This window comes from Caballeronia sp. INDeC2, from assembly GCF_023631325.1.
In the GTDB taxonomy this organism is placed as follows: Bacteria; Pseudomonadota; Gammaproteobacteria; order Burkholderiales; family Burkholderiaceae; genus Caballeronia.
The window spans coordinates 1-17,012 of sequence record NZ_JALQDG010000046.1 but is presented as its reverse complement, the minus strand read 5'-3'; the positions used below and the strand labels follow the sequence as shown (position 1 = coordinate 17,012).

Below are 17,012 nucleotides of genomic sequence, written 5' to 3'. Positions count from 1 at the left end.
CCGAGGCGTTCCCTTGCGCGAAATCATAGCTTTCGGATGCCTCAAGTTGTTGTTTTGTTGTGAAATTGCTAATTATTAAAGTGTATCCTTAATTCCTACCGATACTTATCAATTTGATGTATGCTCCCGCCCTTCTCGAGCGTTGTCATCGCCTTGTCACAGTTTTGTGCATGCGCCAGAAGCAACTTGAGGTAACAAGTTCCACCAGCTTTTAACGCAGTCGCAGGGCGTATCGGTAAATGTCAAAGTCAGTTGCATTGAGGCGCGGCGTGTCTGTCGCTATGCCGGGCGAAGCGTTGCCCTCGTTCGAGGCGCCATGACGCGCAGTGAATTCGCACCCACGCCTCGCTCTTCGCTGAGGGTAATGAGCGCGGTGCTTTACGCGCTGGTTTTGCGCGAAGCTGTGACGCGGCTTTCCATCGAACGCGGGGCGTGGCTTTGGATGCTGCTCGAACCCGGCGAACATATCGTCTTGCTCATGCTTTGGCACGGACTCGTCCAGCATCACTTCATTCCTGGCGTGAATGTTCCGCTTTTCATCGGAATTGGCGTGCTCGCATTCTTCATGATGCGTAGCGTGTCGCTACGCGGCATGGAAGCAATCTCGGCGAATATGGCTCTCTTCACGTACCGGCAAATCAAGCCGGTAGACACGGTTCTCGCGCGAGGATTTCTCGAGGGAATCATATTTCTGGTAATCGGCGTTCTGCTTGTCACGAGTTGCGCGATGTTCGGTGCCGACATCTCCGTCTGTCATCCGTTGCGTGTCATCACGGGGGCTGCGTTGATGTGGTCGTTCGGAATGGGGCTGGCGCTCACGCTTTCGTCGGCGAAGCGGCTCATTCCTGAAATAGGCCAGATTGCAAAGATGCTTTTCGGGCCGTTGTATTACACGTCGGCGGCGCTTTATCCGTCTTCGTGGATTCCGGCTTCAGCGCGTAATCTGTTTTTTCTCAATCCGATCGTGCATGGCGTCGAGATGATGCGAAGCGGCTATTTCGAGGCCTACGCGGAGCCAGATCAAGTCGATCCCGCCTATCTCGGGTGTTGGGCGCTGTGCCTGGTTGCGCTCGGTCTGTTCCTGCATGTCCGTTTCGAGCGCAAGTTGGGAGAAAGATGATCATTGTCAACGGAGTGTCAAAGCGATATCGAAGCCATCATGGGACCGAGCACGTTCTCGACGACGTCAATCTGAAGATCGAACCCGACGCGAAAGTGGGCGTTATCGGCCGCAACGGTGTTGGCAAGACCACGCTGCTAAATCTCATCGGCGGCATGGACCGGCCGAGCTCCGGCTCGATCACGCGCACGTGCCGCGTCTCCTGGCCGATGGGTCTCGCAGGCGGCTTTCAAGGTTCGCTCTCCGGCTCGCAGAATGCCAAATTCGTCGCCCGCATACACGGCGTGCCGGAGTCCAAACTGGCGGAGCGGCTGGCATTCGTCGAAGAGTTCTCCGAACTCGGCAAACGTATCGACAAGCCGGTGAAGTCGTTCTCGTCCGGCATGCGCTCGCGACTCGCTTTTGCGATCTCGCTTGCCTTCGATTTCGATATCTATCTCGTCGACGAACTGACCGCGGTGGGCGACGCGGCGTTTCGAAAGAAATCTCGCGAGGCGTTTCGCACTCTCGCTTCACGCGCGGGACTCGTGATGGTTTCGCACGACGAGGCCACCCTCAAGAGCTTTTGCAAGTCGGCTGTCTGGCTGCACGAAGGCAAAGCACACTGGTTCGATGATCTGGAAGAAGGGCTCGCCCGTTACAAGAAATGCGCACTTTGATGAAGGCCCTACCCGCGTCGAACATGTTGCGATCGGCGCACACGGCGACGCTGTCTCTGCTCAAGCCGAAGGTCTTGCGTAAACATTGGCTTCGCACGCTCCTGATGGTAGCGATACTGTGCGCGTCCCTATATTGGGGTGTTCTCGCGTCGGACCGCTACGTCTCCGAAGCGCATCTCGTGATCGACCGGACCGACACCATTTCCCAAAACGGTTCCGGCGATCTCATCACGATGCTGACGGGCTCGACGGCGTCGCATGACGTGCTGCTCTTCAAGGACCGGTTGCTTTCCGTCGACATGATGCGCGAACTCGACCAGAAACTCGGCCTGCGCAACCACTATAGCGATCACAAGCGTGATCTGATCTCCCGCCTGTGGAGCAAGGACGCTTCCGACGAGACCTTCCACGATTACTACCTGTCTCGCGTCACCGTGACTTACGACGACTATTCGCAAGTGTTGACGGTCAAGGCGCAGGCCTACACACCAGCGATGGCGCAAGCAATCGCGCGGCTGCTCGTCGACGAAGGCGAGAACGAGATGAACAAGCAGGACAACACGCTTGCGCAAGAGCAGGTGGACTTCATCGAGAAGCAGCTCGTGAGCATCAGGAAGCGGATGGCCGACGCGCGCCAACAGCTGCTGGCGTTTCAGAACGGCAACGGTCTGGTGTCGCCTTCGGCCACTGTCGAGAGCGTGTCCGAAGTCGTCGCGCGACTCGAAGGCGAGCGTGCGAATCTCACGGCTCAGAAGCGTGCGATGGAGGGCTATCTAACGCCGGCGGCGCCCGACATGGTGCAGATCGACTCGCAGATCGCGGCCTTGCAACAGCAGATCGGCGTCGAGCGTGGCCGGCTCGCGGCGAAGAAGGGCGCGCCGCTCAACAAGCTGGCGGAGCAGCAGGAACGTCTGCAGGCCGATGCCGCATTCACCGAAGACGTCTACAAGACGGCATTGGCTGCGCTCGAAAAGGCGCGGCTCGATGCAACGCGCAAGATCAAGAGCGTGAGCATTCTCCAGTCGGCGAATCTTCCACAGGATTCCATCGAACCGAGAAGGCTATACAACATCGCGGCGTTCACGATCGTGGCGCTGCTCGTAACCGGCGTGATTTATCTGCTAGGCGCGATCATTCGCGACCATCGGGACTGAACTATGTTTCGTGTACTGATCCTTTTCATCCTCTCGGTGGCCTCGGTTGCGGCTGACGCGCAGGATATCGACGGCTCATCGGATTATCGAACCATCATGCGCTATGGCTACGGACGGCAGTCCGGTGCGGCGGCGCGACCCGACAAGCAAGGCGCCAACCAGAGCGAACTGTCCTCTGCGATGAATTCATCGGCTCAGCCGTCGTCTTCGCAATGGCCGGTCTTGCCGACTGGCCAGGCTGATCCGATGACGCCAGGCGCGCCCGCCGGCAGCGTGGTGCCGGACACCGCTGCGCAACGGGCGGACTATGCAGCGAACGCCGCCAGTCCCGTCTTTGGGGCGCAACTTTTCACGGGGGCTTTTTCCCGCGGACCATCGGTCGCATTCAATGGCGATTACGTCGTCTCGATCGGCGACCGTTTGCGTCTGCGCATGTGGGGCGGATTCGACTTCGATTCGACGCTCACCGTGGATTCGCAAGGCAGCATCTTCTTGCCTCACGCAGGTCCGCTGCGGATCGCCGGTGTCGCCAATCGGGATCTGCAGGCCACGGTGACGAGTGCGTTGCGACGCGTATTCAGCAATCGCGTTTCCATCTATGTCGATCTTCAGGCGTCGCAGCCGGTTCGTGTATATGTCGCGGGTTTCGCGCGTCATCCCGGGATGTACAACGGCACGTCCAACGATAGCGTCTTGCGCTATCTGGATCAGGCAGGGGGCGTCGATCCCGACCGCGGCTCCTTCATCGATGTGCAGGTCAAGCGTGGCGCCACGGTGCGCGCGAAGATAAACCTCTACGATTTCCTGCTGCGTGGCGACCTAAATTCGCCGCCGCTTGCGGATGGAGACGTCGTATTCGTCGGTCCTCGTCACGGCTCGATCCTGGCGAGCGGCATGGCGGCCAATGCGAAGTCGTTCGAGTTTCCAGGCAACGCTACGACGCTCAGCAGCATCGCCGACGCAGCAAAGCCGGATCCGTCCGCAACGCACGTGCGCGTGACGCGCAACACCGGAACGACGCGAAACGTGGAGTACTTTTCCATCGCCGCGAGCAAGTCGGTTACATTGCAGGACGGCGACCTGGTGGAGTTCACCGCGGACAAGCAGCCGGGGACCATCACGGTACGCGTCGAAGGCGAACACATCGGGCCGCAGGAATACGTGCTGCCTTACGGTTCCCGCCTGGGCGGGCTCCTGTCGCGGGTTCAGATGACCGAGCGATCTTCGCCGGACGACATTCAACTATTTCGCGCGAGCGTCAAGGATCGGCAGAAGCAGTTGCTGCAGACTTCGTTGCAGAACCTCGAGATGGCGGTGCTGACGGCACGATCGGGAACGGAAGAAGAGGCGCGCCTGCGCACGGACGAGGCCGCACTGGCGCTCCAGTGGGTGGACCGCGCCCGCAAGATCGAACCGCAAGGACAGGCGGTGATCGGCACCGGAGAAATCAGGGATGACCTGTTGCTCGAAAACGGCGATGTGCTGCGCGTGCCCGCGAGGGATGGTCTCGTCCTGGTTGGCGGGGAGGTTCTCTTCCCGAACACGATTGCGGCGGACGATCGTTACACGGTGGACGACTATATCGCGAAGGCAGGCGGATTCTCTCAGGCTGCCGACGGCTCGCGTATCGTCGTCGCTCATCTGAACGGCACGTTCTCCGACGGCAAAAAAGACAAGCAGGTCGTAGCCGGAGATGAGATCCTCGTGTTGCCGAAGGTGGATTTCAAGACGCGCCAGTTCGCCAAGGACGTGTTCCAGATTCTTTATCAGGTTGCGATCAGCGCGAAGGTCGCATTGGGCCTGTGATAAAAATGGATCTGATGCATCGCTACCCCAGCGCCCCGCGCGAAAAGTTCGGCCCGACCATCGCCGCGCGAGACGTGCGGCATGGAAGCCGAAACGGCATCACGGCGATTATTCCTGCTGACCTCGAGCGCCGGCCCGCGAATCTGCTGTCGCGATTTCACGGACTGCTCGGACGCTCGCGCGAACAGGGCGTCTCCGTCGTCGTGGGGCACAACGATCGTGGCAACCTTTACGACGGCCTGCTGAAACGGCTGTGCGCCTATCACGGCGCTCGCATCGTCAGCAACGCGTATTACGAGGGCGAGGTGAACAACGCGCTCCTGCGAAACAAGGCGATGACGGCCGTCGATTCACCGTTCACCGTGTTGCTGGATGCCGATCTTCATGTACCGACAGGCATGCTCCACGGTGTCGCGGCTTCGGTTGCAAACGGCGAACGGCCATTCGGCGTGCTGCCTTGTCTCTATTTGTCGCGCGCCGGCACGAGCCGGCTCCGCAAGAACAGGACAGAACCGGAGGCGCTCTTCGGCGATTACCTGAAGTACAAGCGCGCGCCGTTTCTGCATCTTGCGCTACCGAGTTCCGTAACGGTGTTCCGCACCGAGGATTTCGCAAGGGCCGGTGGTTTCGACGAAGCATTTAGCGGGCACGGCTACGAAGACTTCGACTTTCTGGTGCGGCTCGCGTCGATCCACGGTCAGGTCAAGCGAACGGCGGATCTACTGGTCGACGCGCCGACGCGGGCGCCACTGCTATCGCGAGGATTTCGTGGACAGCTGGCTCTGCTCGCACTGCCGTCGTTGTTACGGAAAGAGGTCGCTTTCCATCTATGGCACAGCACCGGGCGCGACGACTACTACCGGGCCCGCGAACGTAACGCGAAGCTGTTCCGCGAGAAGCTGGCGATGCTGATACCGGAACGCGAAAGAGCCAAGGACGAGGACCGGTCCGCGTGGGACTTGTCGCTCATGCGCGCCTGGCTCGATATCTGTCATGCGCACCGGGCAGACCCTCACGCTTACACGATTCTCTTCGACAACCGGCCCGGCCACGCCGACCGGCTCGATACGCCGCTCAGAAAGCTCCGCTTCCTCCTCGGCGCGTACTAGCTCCAGTCGCAAAATCGGGCACTGTGGGCTCGTCGTCATGGGTTGAACTAGGCATCCGGCCCGACCGGCAAGCGGTGGCCCCGAGGATGAATCAAGCAGTGCAGATGAACATGAAAAAAAAACTCCGAAAACTGATCAGAAATCCCGGCTTGTTTGTTTCCGACATGGTTCGCAAGCGCACTTCCAGGCCGTTCGCGACCGAGACAGGAAGCCCGCTCTTCTCGCTGCTTGTGGTCTGCGAAAGCGCTTCGATGGACGCGGACGCACTTAGCGTGTTCGATCGACTCGCGAGAAATACGAAGGGAGTCGTGGAAATCGTTGCGGCATCGTATGGTGTGTCGACGAATCGACGCACCGGCGCGCGCACCTTCGAAAATCGAGCCGAGGCCTGCAACTATGCGCTATCGGTATCGAAGGCGCGATGGATCAAATTCGTTCAGCCCGGTCAGAGCGTGACGCCTGCCTTCATCGGCCGTCTAGGATCGACTCTCAAGGCGCTGGAGAACGAGCCCACGCTCGTTGCGCACAAGACACTCGAAAAGAACGGCCGAAGCTTCTATCAGGGCAAGCACGATCCCTTCGGAGTCACCCGGGTCTTGCCGTACGCACGGATGACCGCGACCCTCAGGCCTTTCGCGGAAGATCTGCTGTTTCGCCGCGATCTCGTTTCCAGGCGCTCACTCACGTTCAGATCGTGCCACGATGACAGCGTGCTGACGGACTTCGCATCGCGCTATCTCGCCGCGGACGTGCTCGGCGGCGGCACGGTTCTCGCCTTTGCCGACACCGCGCTGACATCGTCCGTCGTACCTGTCGAGCAGCTTCATGTGGAGCGCATCGTCGAACAGGGATACGGCGAGGACTTCATGTCGATCATCGAGCGACTGGTGACGGCGGCCGGTCCGGAAAACAACCTCGTTTCCCGTGCCGCTGTCATGTTGATGTACACGTTGTGCGACGCGCTGCTCAAGAGCAAGAAAGCCGACGACGTCATGTCGGAGGAAAGCAGGCGGCACATCCTCGGCAAGCTCGGGGACATCGCACGGGGGCTAGGCCGTTCCCGCATCTGGACGACTGGCATGCCCGGTTATGGCGCGTTTCAGAAGACCGTGCTGCTGGCGCTGGCAGGGACGGAGCCGGCGCATGTCAGGATCGTCCTGGTCGACGGCTACGATGCGCATGAGGACATGGTCCGTCTGCGCTACTTCAGTGAGGACGCCGGATTCGAATCGGTCTGGCTGGGCGAACGGGAAACACTGCCGCGTCATGCGCGCAGCATTCGCCATCACATCCTGGGCCAACCGGTGTGCACGGAACGCCTGCTCTGGGTATCGTTGGCGGGAAAGGGCGGCGAACTGCGTTTCGAAGCCGAGACGGGCACCGACTGCAAGCTCTCGATGGGCGGGAAGTCGCATGCGCGAATCGCCGTCTCCGACATACACACGTTCTTCAACCCGGCAAAGCTCCTGGAGTCTCACCTTCCGGTCAAGACGCGTATCCTTCGCTATCTGGCGACGCGTGCATGGACTCGGTCCGCGTACAAGGATGTGTGGGTGATCACCGACCGCGATGACGGCGCGGACGACAATGCCGAGCATTTCTACCGATACCTGCTTCGCGAGCGCAGCGACATCAACGCGCGCTTTCTTCTCTCGAAGAAGTCGGCCGACTGGAAACGCCTGCAACACGAGGGATTCAGGTTGCTTCCGTTCGGCGGCCTCAGACACAGGCTTGCGCTGATCAATGCCGAGTTCATCATTTCGTCGCAGGCGAATCCGTCTGTGGTCAGCTATCTGCCGAAGAAGCACTACGCGGATCTGATGAACTCCCGTCTGGTGTTCCTCCAGCACGGCATAACCAAGGACGACCAGTCGCAATGGCTCAATAGCCGCGATATTCGTTTGCTGGTCACCGCCGCGCGGGACGAGTTCGACGACATTTCGGCGAACGGCCGCTACAAGTACTCAGACCGGGAGACCATTCTCACCGGTTTTCCGCGTCACGATGCGCTGCTCGCGTCGCCCTCGCAGCATGATCTGGTTCTCATCATGCCGACGTGGCGCAAGCACTTGTCGGGAGAACTGTTGCATCGATCCAGCCGGCGCGCACATAACCCGAGGTTCGCGGAGTCCGAGTTTGCGACGCGCTGGAGCGCGCTCCTCAACAGCGATGAACTTCGCAGGCTTCATGAACGCAACGCGACGCGGCTAGTGTTCTTTCCGCATCCGAATCTTCGGGAATACCTGGGCGAGCTGAAGGTTCCTTCGTATATCGAGGTGCCATCGGCATCGGACGGAAGTCTGCAAGCGCTGTTTCGCGACGCCGGCATGTTGGTGACCGATTACTCGTCGGTAGCCTTCGACGTGGCCTATCTCGGCAAACCCGTCGCGTATCTGCAATTCGATGTCCGGGAGTTCTTTGCAGGCCACTCGTATAGCCGTGGCTACTACGACTATGAGCGCGATGGTTTCGGTCCCGTCTTCATGTCGGAGGCCGCGCTCGCCGGGCATATCGCCGATATGGTTTCGAGCGGATTCAGCATGCAGGCGGAGTATCAGCGGCGTGTCGACCGCTTTTTTGCCTATCGCGACGGGCGCGCGAGCGAGCGCATTTGTCAGCGCATCGAGGCGCTCAAACAGAGTTCAGGCGACGTATCGGACAACACGAAACTCGCGATCGAACAAGCCCGCAATGCGAGCCGCTTCGGGCGCTGGGAGCTCGCGCTGAAGCGTTGGGAGACAGTCGAGAAGTCTTGCGACGATGCGCCGTCCCGCCGCGAGGCCGTGATTCACATGGCTCAGGCACGACGCGAGCTGGGTGATGTTCGCGGAGCACGCGCGCTCCTCGACACGGAAATCGCGGATTCAGACGATCACATCGAACTGCTGTTTTCCGAGCGTGCCGAGTTGGCCGAACTGGAAGGCGACTGGGACACCGCGATCGATGCGTGGCGCGACATGGCAGCGCTGCGGGACGAGAGTCCCGCTCGTCTGCGGCTGGTGCAAGCCTATCGCTCCGTTGGCGATCTGTTGTCCGCACAACTCGAATTGGCCAAGATTTCAACATGGGCTTCGGACTCGGAGGCTTATCGCATACAGGAAGCGGCCTTGGCCGCGAGCGTCGAGAATTGGGAAGCAAGTGCCCGAATCTGGAGCGAGCTGATCGTGAACCCGCGCATCTGCTTGCGTGTCGAAGACCGGGTTTTTGCATCGGTCGCGCTCGAAAAGATCGGCGATGTCAAAGCGGCGAGAGCGGTTCTGGCGCCGGCCGAGCGCGATGCAAGTCCGCTGCTCGCCGTGCGCGTGCGGCGCGCCGAACTGGATTTTGCGCAGCGGCGCTGGAAAGCCGTTGAAGCGGCATGGACCGCAATCACGCAGGAAAGCGGCTACCACCTCGCAGCGGAGCACGTGTTCCAGCTTGCGGTCGCCCAACGCATGCTCAAGAAACGCGTCGAGGCGCGCGCGAGTTTCCAGGCGCTACGCGTGACCGGCTACCAGTCATGGGAGGCGGACTGCCACTTTTGCGGCTTGCTCTATCAGGAAAAGGCATGGGACGAGATCGTTGCGTCCTTCGATTTCAGGGCCGTCGATCCGGGCGCCGAGCATGCCATTGCATTCCTTCATAAGCTGGGTACAGCATGTGCGGCCACCGGACGAATTGCCGATGCGCGGGTCATTCTGGCTCTCATGATCGACGCGCAACTCGCCACGCGCGACGCGGAAGGGCCGCGAGCCTACCTGTGTGCGCGCCTTGCCATGGAGAGCCGCGAATGGGAGACCGCGGCGCATTGCTGGTCCGCGCTGCTGGAGAAGTACCCGGAGGCTGCGCCGAAGGACGCGCTTCGACAACTTCTCGTGTCGTTGCGGCGACTGCAAGATTCAGCTGGCATCGCGCGCGCTCTTTATATGCAGTTGGAGAGCATGGTGTGCCAGCGGATCGAGAGCCGGCGGCATGACGATGCGACGCTCGCGCGCTGCGCCGACCTCCTGAACTATTGGCGCTCAGACAGTCCGACGACAAGACCGAACGAACTACACAAAGAACCGATCTGCTCCCGATGAACAATTATTTCGAGGCGTTTGTATCGATGGAATTCATTTCACACGTGGTAAAGCGAATCTGCTTGCTGCCGTTGCTTATTGCTGTACCGTTCTCGCAGACCATTGCCCAGGATGTCGGCACTGCGGGCGAAGCCCTGCGCATCATGGCCCGCAGCGACGCGCCGCAGGATTTCAGTTTCAATGACGACGGCAGCGTACTGTATGTGCAGACCGTGTCCGGCACGGCGCCGAACGAGCGATCGTCCGTCACGCGTTTCGCTGTTTCGGGTGGGCGCGTGAAAGCTCTCGATTCGACGGGTGAACTCGACTGGCTCGGTCATCAGGGGATCAGCGAGGAGCCGTCGCGCAAAGGCGAGACATGGCTATGGGGATCGGCGGGCGCGGGCGCGGGACGCAGCGCAGTGCGTTTCGAGTATAAAGGCGCAGGAACACCGGAGCCGCAGATCTATCAATTGTTCGATCAACGTTACGCCGGGAACAGCGTATCGATGCCGAAGGTGTGTCTGGATTCGCAAACATTGATCGCTCGCGGCCGGCGGTCGGGCGGACAATTCCTGCGCGTATTCGATCTTCGCGAGTTGACGGCAGGCGGACCGGGGGACTATTCGATGCGCTATCGCGCCGAATGGAAGATCCCTCCACAGGTGTTCGACGACCATGCCCCGCTTCAAGGGCTCGCGTGCGACAGCCAGCACGTCTATATGCTGGTCGGAAAGAACGGGCTCGACGAACGCAAGGGCTTCTATGTGTTCACGAATGATGGACGGATGCTCTCGGAAAACACGTCGTTCTCTGTCGGAAAAAGCGTCGCGAAGGACGAAGGGCGCTATTACGAACCCGAAGGACTGGCCTTGCACGAAGAGCCGGGGTACGGCGCCGCGCTTTATGCCGGGATCGTGAGCGCTGCCCATAAGAGGCGCAATCTGCGTCTCTGGCGTCTGGACGATGCCGCCGACGGACGTAAGTAGCGCAAAGCCTCGAACGGACATCGACATGGACAGTAGCGCACGTTTCAAGAAGAGCGTCTTGATCGCCGGCATGGGCGAAAGTGGGGACGTCTGCATCGCATTCTCGGCGCGAGACACGCCTGAAGGAAAATTCACATTCTTCAAGATGCTTTCGGAGTTCGGCGGTCGCGTCATTTTCGTCAACGACTATTCGAACGGCTGGTATCTCGATGGCACTCCCGACTTCGACGGCGAGAGACACTTTCAGGAATGGCTGTCGGAGCGCGTTGCAACTCTGAAGTCTCCTACGGGACGTGTGTTTACGGTCGGCACGAGCATGGGCGCGTATGCCGCGCTGAAATACGGCTCGATGCTCGAGGCGCAGCGCGTGCTCGCGATGGGACCGGAAACTGAACTTTGCGTGCCCCTCGGCCGGAGCGTGAGCAGTCTCAAAGGTGTTGCCGAAGGGGCCGGAGATATCTCCAGGATCGCTTTTGCGTGTCCGCAGGACGTACTCGTCCTGTCGGGGGCGAACGATCTGGTCGATGTCTTTTGCGCATGCAAGCTACACGCGAACAATCCGGCGGTGCAAATCTGGCTGATGCGCAATACGACGCATGTGGTGGCCAAGGCGCTCGATGCGCAGTTCGGACTGAAAGACATCTTGTGTCGCTTTCTGGAATACGGCGACCGTTCGTTTCTGGAACACTGCGACCTCATTGCACCCATCGATCTGAATACGGCACTCACAATCAAGATGTTCAACGAAAGCCTCGTCAAGCGGAAAGTCGTTCTGGTCGATGCCTTCGATGTCCTGCGTGCGTGTGCGCAACGTGTGCCGGCCTGGTCGATGATTCAGTATTTTTGCGCGCTGTGCGCCGAGAGTCTCGGCGATCCCGAAGCCGCAGAGCGATTCCTCTTTCTCGCGCTTGATGCACAGCCCGCGTTGGGCCGGGCGAGGCTGAAACTCGCGCAACTGATGTATAGCGAGCAGCGTCATTTCGAGTGCGTGAAACTCTTGCAGGCGCTGCCGCAGGACGGCTACACCACGAACATCCGCCTGCTGTTGGCCGACGCCCGGGAAGCGCTCGGCGATGCGTCGGGCGCAGTGCTGGATTTGAAGGCGATCGACCCTGCTTCGCTAGAGCAACAGCGTCGGGAGGAATTGGTCACGCGCATAAAGCGCCTTGAAATCGTGAGTCTAATGCGCCATGAGGCCGATTCTCTGTCGCATGTTCTCTCGCACGACGGCTTTCGGCCGGGACGCCGCTTCTTCGTCGGCCATTCCACGTTTCGACTCGACGGCTCGTCGGCACAGTTCCTCTGCGGCGACCGATGCACGTTCGAGGGCACCGAGATCATCGTCGGTCGCGCTGCGAAGCTGTCGATCGGTGACGATTGCACGATTCGCGGCCGCATCGTCGTGCAGGATGATTCGGAGGTGTCGATTGGCAACGGCGTCGTGTTCGACGAACCGGTGTCCATCCGGTCGGGCGACGCACGGCATGTCGTCGTGGGTGACGATTGCTCGTTTGCCGGAGTGCACATCTCGAGTGCCGATGATTATGTTCTCCATGACAAGATGCGCACGTCCCGACTGAATCCGCCCGGCGACGTGCGCATCGGCAATCGCGTGCGGGTGGATCACGGCGCGGTTTTCCGGCCTGGAAGTCGCGTGAGCCATAATTGCGTGATCGCCGCGAGCACGGTCGTGCAAGGTGAGTTCGACGAATGCAATGTCTTCTTGTCTGGAAATCCGGCGCAGGTGCTCATGCGCGATATCGACTGGGACGACGCGCGCGTAGCTCACGGGCATGCCGCTCTCCCAGAGGAGTAGGCGGCCGGATGGTGAAGAGATGAACGACCCCTATAGCAACTGCATAGCAGTCACTTCTCGATCGATCGCACGGCGCGACGACATCGAGCAGTTTCTGCGCGCGCGCGTGGACTATGTGTCCGGCCGAAGCACCAAGTCATCCGCCTATGCCGCCGTGGCGGGTTGGGGCCTGAAACGCAGTGGCCGCGCGGCGCGCGAGCTGGCCGCGCGCTGGGGCGTTCCTGCGCTCTCTCTCGAAGACGGTTTTCTGCGTTCGGCCGGAGACGGCACTGACCCGCACTGTCTGTCGATGTCCATCGACGATCTGGGCATTTACTACGACGCGCGACAACCTTCAAGGCTGGAGCAGTTGATCGCTGCGGACGTATCCCGCGAGCGTCACGCTCGCGTGCATGCGCTCACGGAAGCCTGGCGAGTGCATCGCCTGTCCAAATACAATCACGCGCGCGATGCGAAGCCGCCGCTGGAAACGGGCTATGTGCTCGTCGTCGACCAGACGGCTCACGATGAATCGATCTCCGGCGCGCTGTGCTCGTCGACCGACTTTGCACGAATGCTGGAAGCCGCGCTCGATGAACATCCCGGCGCGAAGGTGCTCCTGAAGGTTCATCCCGACGTATTCGCCGGAAGAAAGAAAGGACATTTCGACGCGCTCACACGTTCGATGGCTGAGCGCGTCGTCGTGGTCGGCCGGCACTATCACGCACCTGACCTGATTGAGGGTGCGAGGATCGTCTATGTCGTAAGCTCGCAGGTCGGCTTCGAGGCATTGGTGTGGAACCGCCCCGTGCGCGCGTTCGGCATGCCTTTCTACGCGGGCTGGGGACTCACGCATGATGAACTGCCTCGCCCCGAGCGACGTTGCAACCGCTCACTCGAAGCGCTCGTTCATGCAGCGCTCATTGCCTATCCGAAGTATCTCGACCCCGAGACCGGACTCGAGTGCGAGGTCGAAGAAGCAGTCAGGCATATCTCGCTGCAGCGGAGCATGCGCGCGCGCTTTCCCGAAACGATTCATGCGATCGGCTTTTCGCGCTGGAAGCGTCCCATTGCTCGTGCTTTTTTCTCGGGAAGTGAACTCCGGTTCCTGCGCAGCGAACGCGCGCTGCCCGGCGGCGCCGCGGCAGTCGCGGTGTGGGGCAGCACGTCGCTCAAAGGGGCGAAGCCCGGAAGGCGCGTCATACGCGTAGAGGATGGCTTCGTGCGCTCGGTCGGGCTTGGCGCGAGGCTGGTCGCCCCGTTGTCCTGGGTTCAGGATGATGAAGGGATTTACTACGACCCGAGCGAATCGTCGCGCCTCGAAACACTCATCGAGAATAGGTACTTCGATGAAACAATGCTCGAAAGAGCTGCACGCCTGCGACAAATCATCGTTCGCGAGCGCGTCACCAAATACAACCTGAACGGATCTGCCTGGAGCCGGCCGAGCGGCGTATCGCGCGTCATCCTCGTGGCGGGGCAGGTGGAGGGCGATGCTTCGCTGCGATTCGGCGGCCATCGCATCAAGACCAATCGGCAATTGATCGAAGCGGTGCGCGAGGCGGAACCGGATGCGTACATCGCGTACAAGCCGCATCCCGATGTCGTCGCCGGCTTGCGCGAAGGAGCCGTGCCGCCCGATGTGGTGCGGCGCTATTGCAACGAAGTGCTGACGAGCGAATCCATATCGGATCTCTTGCCAAAGGTCGATGAAGTTCATGTCACGACTTCGCTCACGGGCTTCGAGGCGCTCCTCATGGGCAAACGCGTGGTGACCTACGGCACGCCGTTTTATGCTGGATGGGGGCTCACTGTGGATCGAGGATTGTCGCGGCAACGGCGGCCCGGCATATCGCTGGATGCGCTCGTCGCGGCGACCCTGATCGCCTATCCGACGTACGTCAGCGCAAGCAGCGGGCGCTTCACCACGCCCGAACGCGCGGTGCATGAACTGGCGCGAATGCGCAACGGAGACCACGTGTTCAAGTTCGGTTTCGCCAGGGCGAACAGGATTCCCGAAGTCTTGCTTCGCGCGCACGCACGCGCGCGAAGGTGGTTCATGCGCCCGGCGTAAGCACGCGCTGCCTGAACGTTAGAAGGAACGCGGGCACGAAAGGCGTCAGTTGAAAAACTCCACCGCCCCCGTGCTCAGGTTGTACATAGCCCCTGCGATCTTGATCCCGTGCTGGCCTTCCATTTCGCTGAGCACGGTGCTGTCGCGGCGAATCTGCGCAATGGTCAGCTCGACGTTCTTGCGCGCCACTTTATCGACGAACGCGTAGTTGGTTGCCGAACGCTCGCCGTCGTACTGCGTTGCATCGACGGCGGGCTTGATGCGCGCAAGCAGCCCAGTGAGATGGCCGAGCTCGACATTGGCAATGGCGCCTTTGATCGCGCCGCACGACGTGTGGCCCATCACGAGCACCACTTTCGCGCCCATCAGCTTGCACGCGAACTCCATACTGCCGAGGATATCGTCGTTTTCGATGTTGCCTGCGATGCGGCAATTGAAGATATCCCCGATGCCCAGATCCATGATGACTTCAGCGGGCGCGCGCGAGTCGATGCAACTGAGCAGCACAGCCGCGGGATACTGTCCTTTCGCGCTGGCCTTCTGTTCGCGCAGATAATTGCGCGCCTTGCGTTCGCCTTTCTGAAAGCGCTCGTTGCCGTGCTTCATCAATTCGATGATCTGCTCGGGCGTCATGCTGTCGCGTTGCGCATGCGTCAACGCATCGGCATGAGCCGAAGTCACGAGAAACGATGAACCAAGCCCGACGATACTTGCGGATGCAACTGATTTGAGGAAAGCCCGGCGGCATGCGAGCGTGCATTGCAACGGATGCTTCGCTTCTTTGCGCATGACCGTGCTCCTCGAGCAAACCATCGGGCCTTCTCGACGCTCATATTGCGAACTGAAGTGTTGGATGAAAACGCGTCGAATGCAATGCACGCTTGTTCTAATGACAACGTCACGCCGGTGACGTAACGACCTGCCGCGCGATGTCGAGAAAGTTGGCGGTCTTGGCGGCTGTCGCGTCGATGCGAGACGCCAATGCGAGACGGATCGTGATCGCGCTGCCGTGGGCATCGGTGTAGGCGACGCCGTCGACCTGAATCTGACACACCGACGCGGGCACCAGCGACACGCCGAATTCCGCCGCGACCAGATTCACGACAGACGAAAGCTGCGGCGCCTGCTGCCCCGGGACCGGCTCGAATCCCGCCTCACGGCAAGCGCCGATGATGACGTCGTGCAAGGTCGGGCTCGCCTCGCGCGGCAGCAATACGAACGGATCTTCCGCAAGCGCCGCGAGGGGCACCCTGCGCTTTCTCGCAAGCTTGTGCGTGGCGGGCAGCACGATTTTCATCGGCTCGATCGCGATGTGATTGATCTGCACGCCCGCGGGCGACTGGCTGCCGAGACGAACGAACGCGACATCGACGCGGCCCGCATCGAGATGAGCGAGCAGTTGCGCAGTGTTGCCTTCGGTGAGCGTGAGCGTGACGTTCGGATAAGCCTGCCGATAAGAGCGAATCAGCTTCGACACGACCGGATTGAACGCCGCCGACCCAGTGAAGCCGATATTGAGTTGCCCGATCTCGCCGCGGCCCGCGCTCTGCGCTTTCTCGATGGCAAGGCGCGCGTCGTTCATGAGGCGCTTGGCATCGACGGCGAACGCCTCGCCCGCTTCGGTCAATACGACGCCGTGCCCAGTGCGCCGGAAGAGCCGCACGCCGAGTTCGTCTTCCAGCGCATGAATCTGCTGGCTGAGCGGCGGCTGGCCGATGCCGAGCCGTTCCGCCGCGCGCGTGACGTTGCGTTCCTCGGCGACGGCCAGAAAGTAACGGATGTGGCGCAGTTCCATGCGATATCTGTCAAAGATATTTCAGAAAGACGAGATAGATATTGGACAGTATATCAATCGCGCGACAAAATACCGCTATCGCGCAGTGCGCGGGCAAAACACTTTTCCCCAACTACATCGCCGGGCGCTTTTCGAGGCGGATCAGGCTGGACGAGTCGCGCCCGTGTCGTGCATCGACGACGCGCGAATCGTCAATCAGATTGGGAAGGGGTCTAACGTGGCTGAAACATTGAAAAAACCAAGGCCGGAATACCGGAACATCGGACTCGGCCAGCTCGCGAAGTATCGCTTGCCGCTGGCAGGGAAGGTGTCGATCCTGCATCGTATAAGCGGCCTGCTGCTCTTCGTGTGTCTGCCGTTCATCCTCTATCTGCTCGATCAAAGCCTCACGTCAGAAATCTCGTTCGACGCGTTCAAGGGCTTTCTCGCCAACCCCATCGTCAAGATCGTCACGCTCGTGCTGTCGTGGGC

At 60.6% G+C, this 17,012-nt stretch carries 12 protein-coding genes; 10 read left to right on the top strand and 2 right to left on the bottom strand.

From position 1 onward, the window contains the following. Positions 1 to 364 precede the first annotated feature (364 nt). The 9 genes from NCS28_RS29795 (at position 365) to NCS28_RS29755 (ending at position 14,746) form a co-directional block, all read left to right on the top strand. Positions 365 to 1,120, top strand: a complete 756-nt coding sequence (locus NCS28_RS29795; protein ID WP_250517388.1) for an ABC transporter permease — start codon at positions 365 to 367, stop codon at positions 1,118 to 1,120. Further along, entirely contained in the window at positions 1,117 to 1,779 is a 663-nt protein-coding gene (locus NCS28_RS29790) for an ABC transporter ATP-binding protein (protein WP_250517387.1), read from the top strand. The genes NCS28_RS29795 and NCS28_RS29790 overlap by 4 nt, the downstream gene beginning before the upstream one ends. Continuing rightward, entirely contained in the window at positions 1,779 to 2,933 is a 1,155-nt protein-coding gene (locus NCS28_RS29785) for a KpsE/RkpR family capsule polysaccharide export protein (protein WP_250517386.1), read from the top strand. The genes NCS28_RS29790 and NCS28_RS29785 overlap by 1 nt, the downstream gene beginning before the upstream one ends. Before the next feature lie 3 nt (positions 2,934 to 2,936). Continuing rightward, positions 2,937 to 4,739 (top strand): polysaccharide biosynthesis/export family protein, encoded by a 1,803-nt coding sequence (locus tag NCS28_RS29780; RefSeq protein ID WP_250517385.1) that lies wholly within the window; start codon positions 2,937 to 2,939, stop codon positions 4,737 to 4,739. 5 nt (positions 4,740 to 4,744) lie between these two features. Further along, positions 4,745 to 5,848 (top strand): galactosyltransferase-related protein, encoded by a 1,104-nt coding sequence (locus NCS28_RS29775; protein WP_250517384.1) that lies wholly within the window; start codon positions 4,745 to 4,747, stop codon positions 5,846 to 5,848. A gap of 308 nt (positions 5,849 to 6,156) precedes the next feature. Beyond that, a complete protein-coding gene (locus NCS28_RS29770; protein ID WP_250517383.1) occupies positions 6,157 to 9,909 on the top strand; it encodes a CDP-glycerol glycerophosphotransferase family protein in 3,753 nt (1,250 codons plus the stop codon). Further along, positions 9,906 to 10,877, top strand: coding sequence for a phage baseplate protein (locus NCS28_RS29765; protein ID WP_250517382.1), 972 nt, complete (start codon positions 9,906 to 9,908; stop codon positions 10,875 to 10,877). Before NCS28_RS29770 ends, NCS28_RS29765 begins: the two co-directional genes overlap by 4 nt. Before the next feature lie 58 nt (positions 10,878 to 10,935). Continuing rightward, positions 10,936 to 12,693 (top strand): hypothetical protein, encoded by a 1,758-nt coding sequence (locus NCS28_RS29760; RefSeq protein ID WP_250517381.1) that lies wholly within the window; start codon positions 10,936 to 10,938, stop codon positions 12,691 to 12,693. A 19-nt stretch (positions 12,694 to 12,712) separates the two neighbouring features. Next, positions 12,713 to 14,746, top strand: a complete 2,034-nt coding sequence (locus NCS28_RS29755; protein ID WP_250517380.1) for a capsule polysaccharide biogenesis protein — start codon at positions 12,713 to 12,715, stop codon at positions 14,744 to 14,746. A gap of 45 nt (positions 14,747 to 14,791) precedes the next feature. Here the strand turns inward: NCS28_RS29755 and NCS28_RS29750 are convergent, their stop codons facing one another. Continuing rightward, on the bottom strand, positions 14,792 to 15,535 hold the full coding sequence (locus tag NCS28_RS29750; RefSeq protein ID WP_250517379.1) for a carbonic anhydrase family protein: 744 nt from the start codon (positions 15,533 to 15,535) through the stop codon (positions 14,792 to 14,794). Between the two features lie 109 nt (positions 15,536 to 15,644). Further along, complete coding sequence (locus NCS28_RS29745; protein WP_250517378.1) at positions 15,645 to 16,541, bottom strand: LysR family transcriptional regulator; 897 nt, start codon at positions 16,539 to 16,541, stop codon at positions 15,645 to 15,647. Positions 16,542 to 16,758: 217 nt separating this feature from the next. Between NCS28_RS29745 and sdhC the strand changes: the two genes are divergently transcribed. After that, positions 16,759 to 17,012 (top strand): succinate dehydrogenase, cytochrome b556 subunit (gene sdhC / locus NCS28_RS29740; RefSeq protein WP_250517377.1); only part of this gene is annotated, 254 nt, incomplete at its 3' end.

Coding starts and splice junctions, on each gene's coding strand:
- NCS28_RS29790 (WP_250517387.1), top strand. CDS start 1,117: ATGATCATTGTCAACGGAGTGTCAAAGCGATATCGAAGCCATCATGGG.
- NCS28_RS29785 (WP_250517386.1), top strand. CDS start 1,779: ATGAAGGCCCTACCCGCGTCGAACATGTTGCGATCGGCGCACACGGCG.
- NCS28_RS29780 (WP_250517385.1), top strand. CDS start 2,937: ATGTTTCGTGTACTGATCCTTTTCATCCTCTCGGTGGCCTCGGTTGCG.
- NCS28_RS29775 (WP_250517384.1), top strand. CDS start 4,745: ATGGATCTGATGCATCGCTACCCCAGCGCCCCGCGCGAAAAGTTCGGC.
- NCS28_RS29745 (WP_250517378.1), bottom strand. CDS start 16,541: ATGGAACTGCGCCACATCCGTTACTTTCTGGCCGTCGCCGAGGAACGC.
- NCS28_RS29750 (WP_250517379.1), bottom strand. CDS start 15,535: ATGCGCAAAGAAGCGAAGCATCCGTTGCAATGCACGCTCGCATGCCGC.
- NCS28_RS29755 (WP_250517380.1), top strand. CDS start 12,713: ATGAACGACCCCTATAGCAACTGCATAGCAGTCACTTCTCGATCGATC.
- NCS28_RS29795 (WP_250517388.1), top strand. CDS start 365: ATGAGCGCGGTGCTTTACGCGCTGGTTTTGCGCGAAGCTGTGACGCGG.
- NCS28_RS29765 (WP_250517382.1), top strand. CDS start 9,906: ATGAACAATTATTTCGAGGCGTTTGTATCGATGGAATTCATTTCACAC.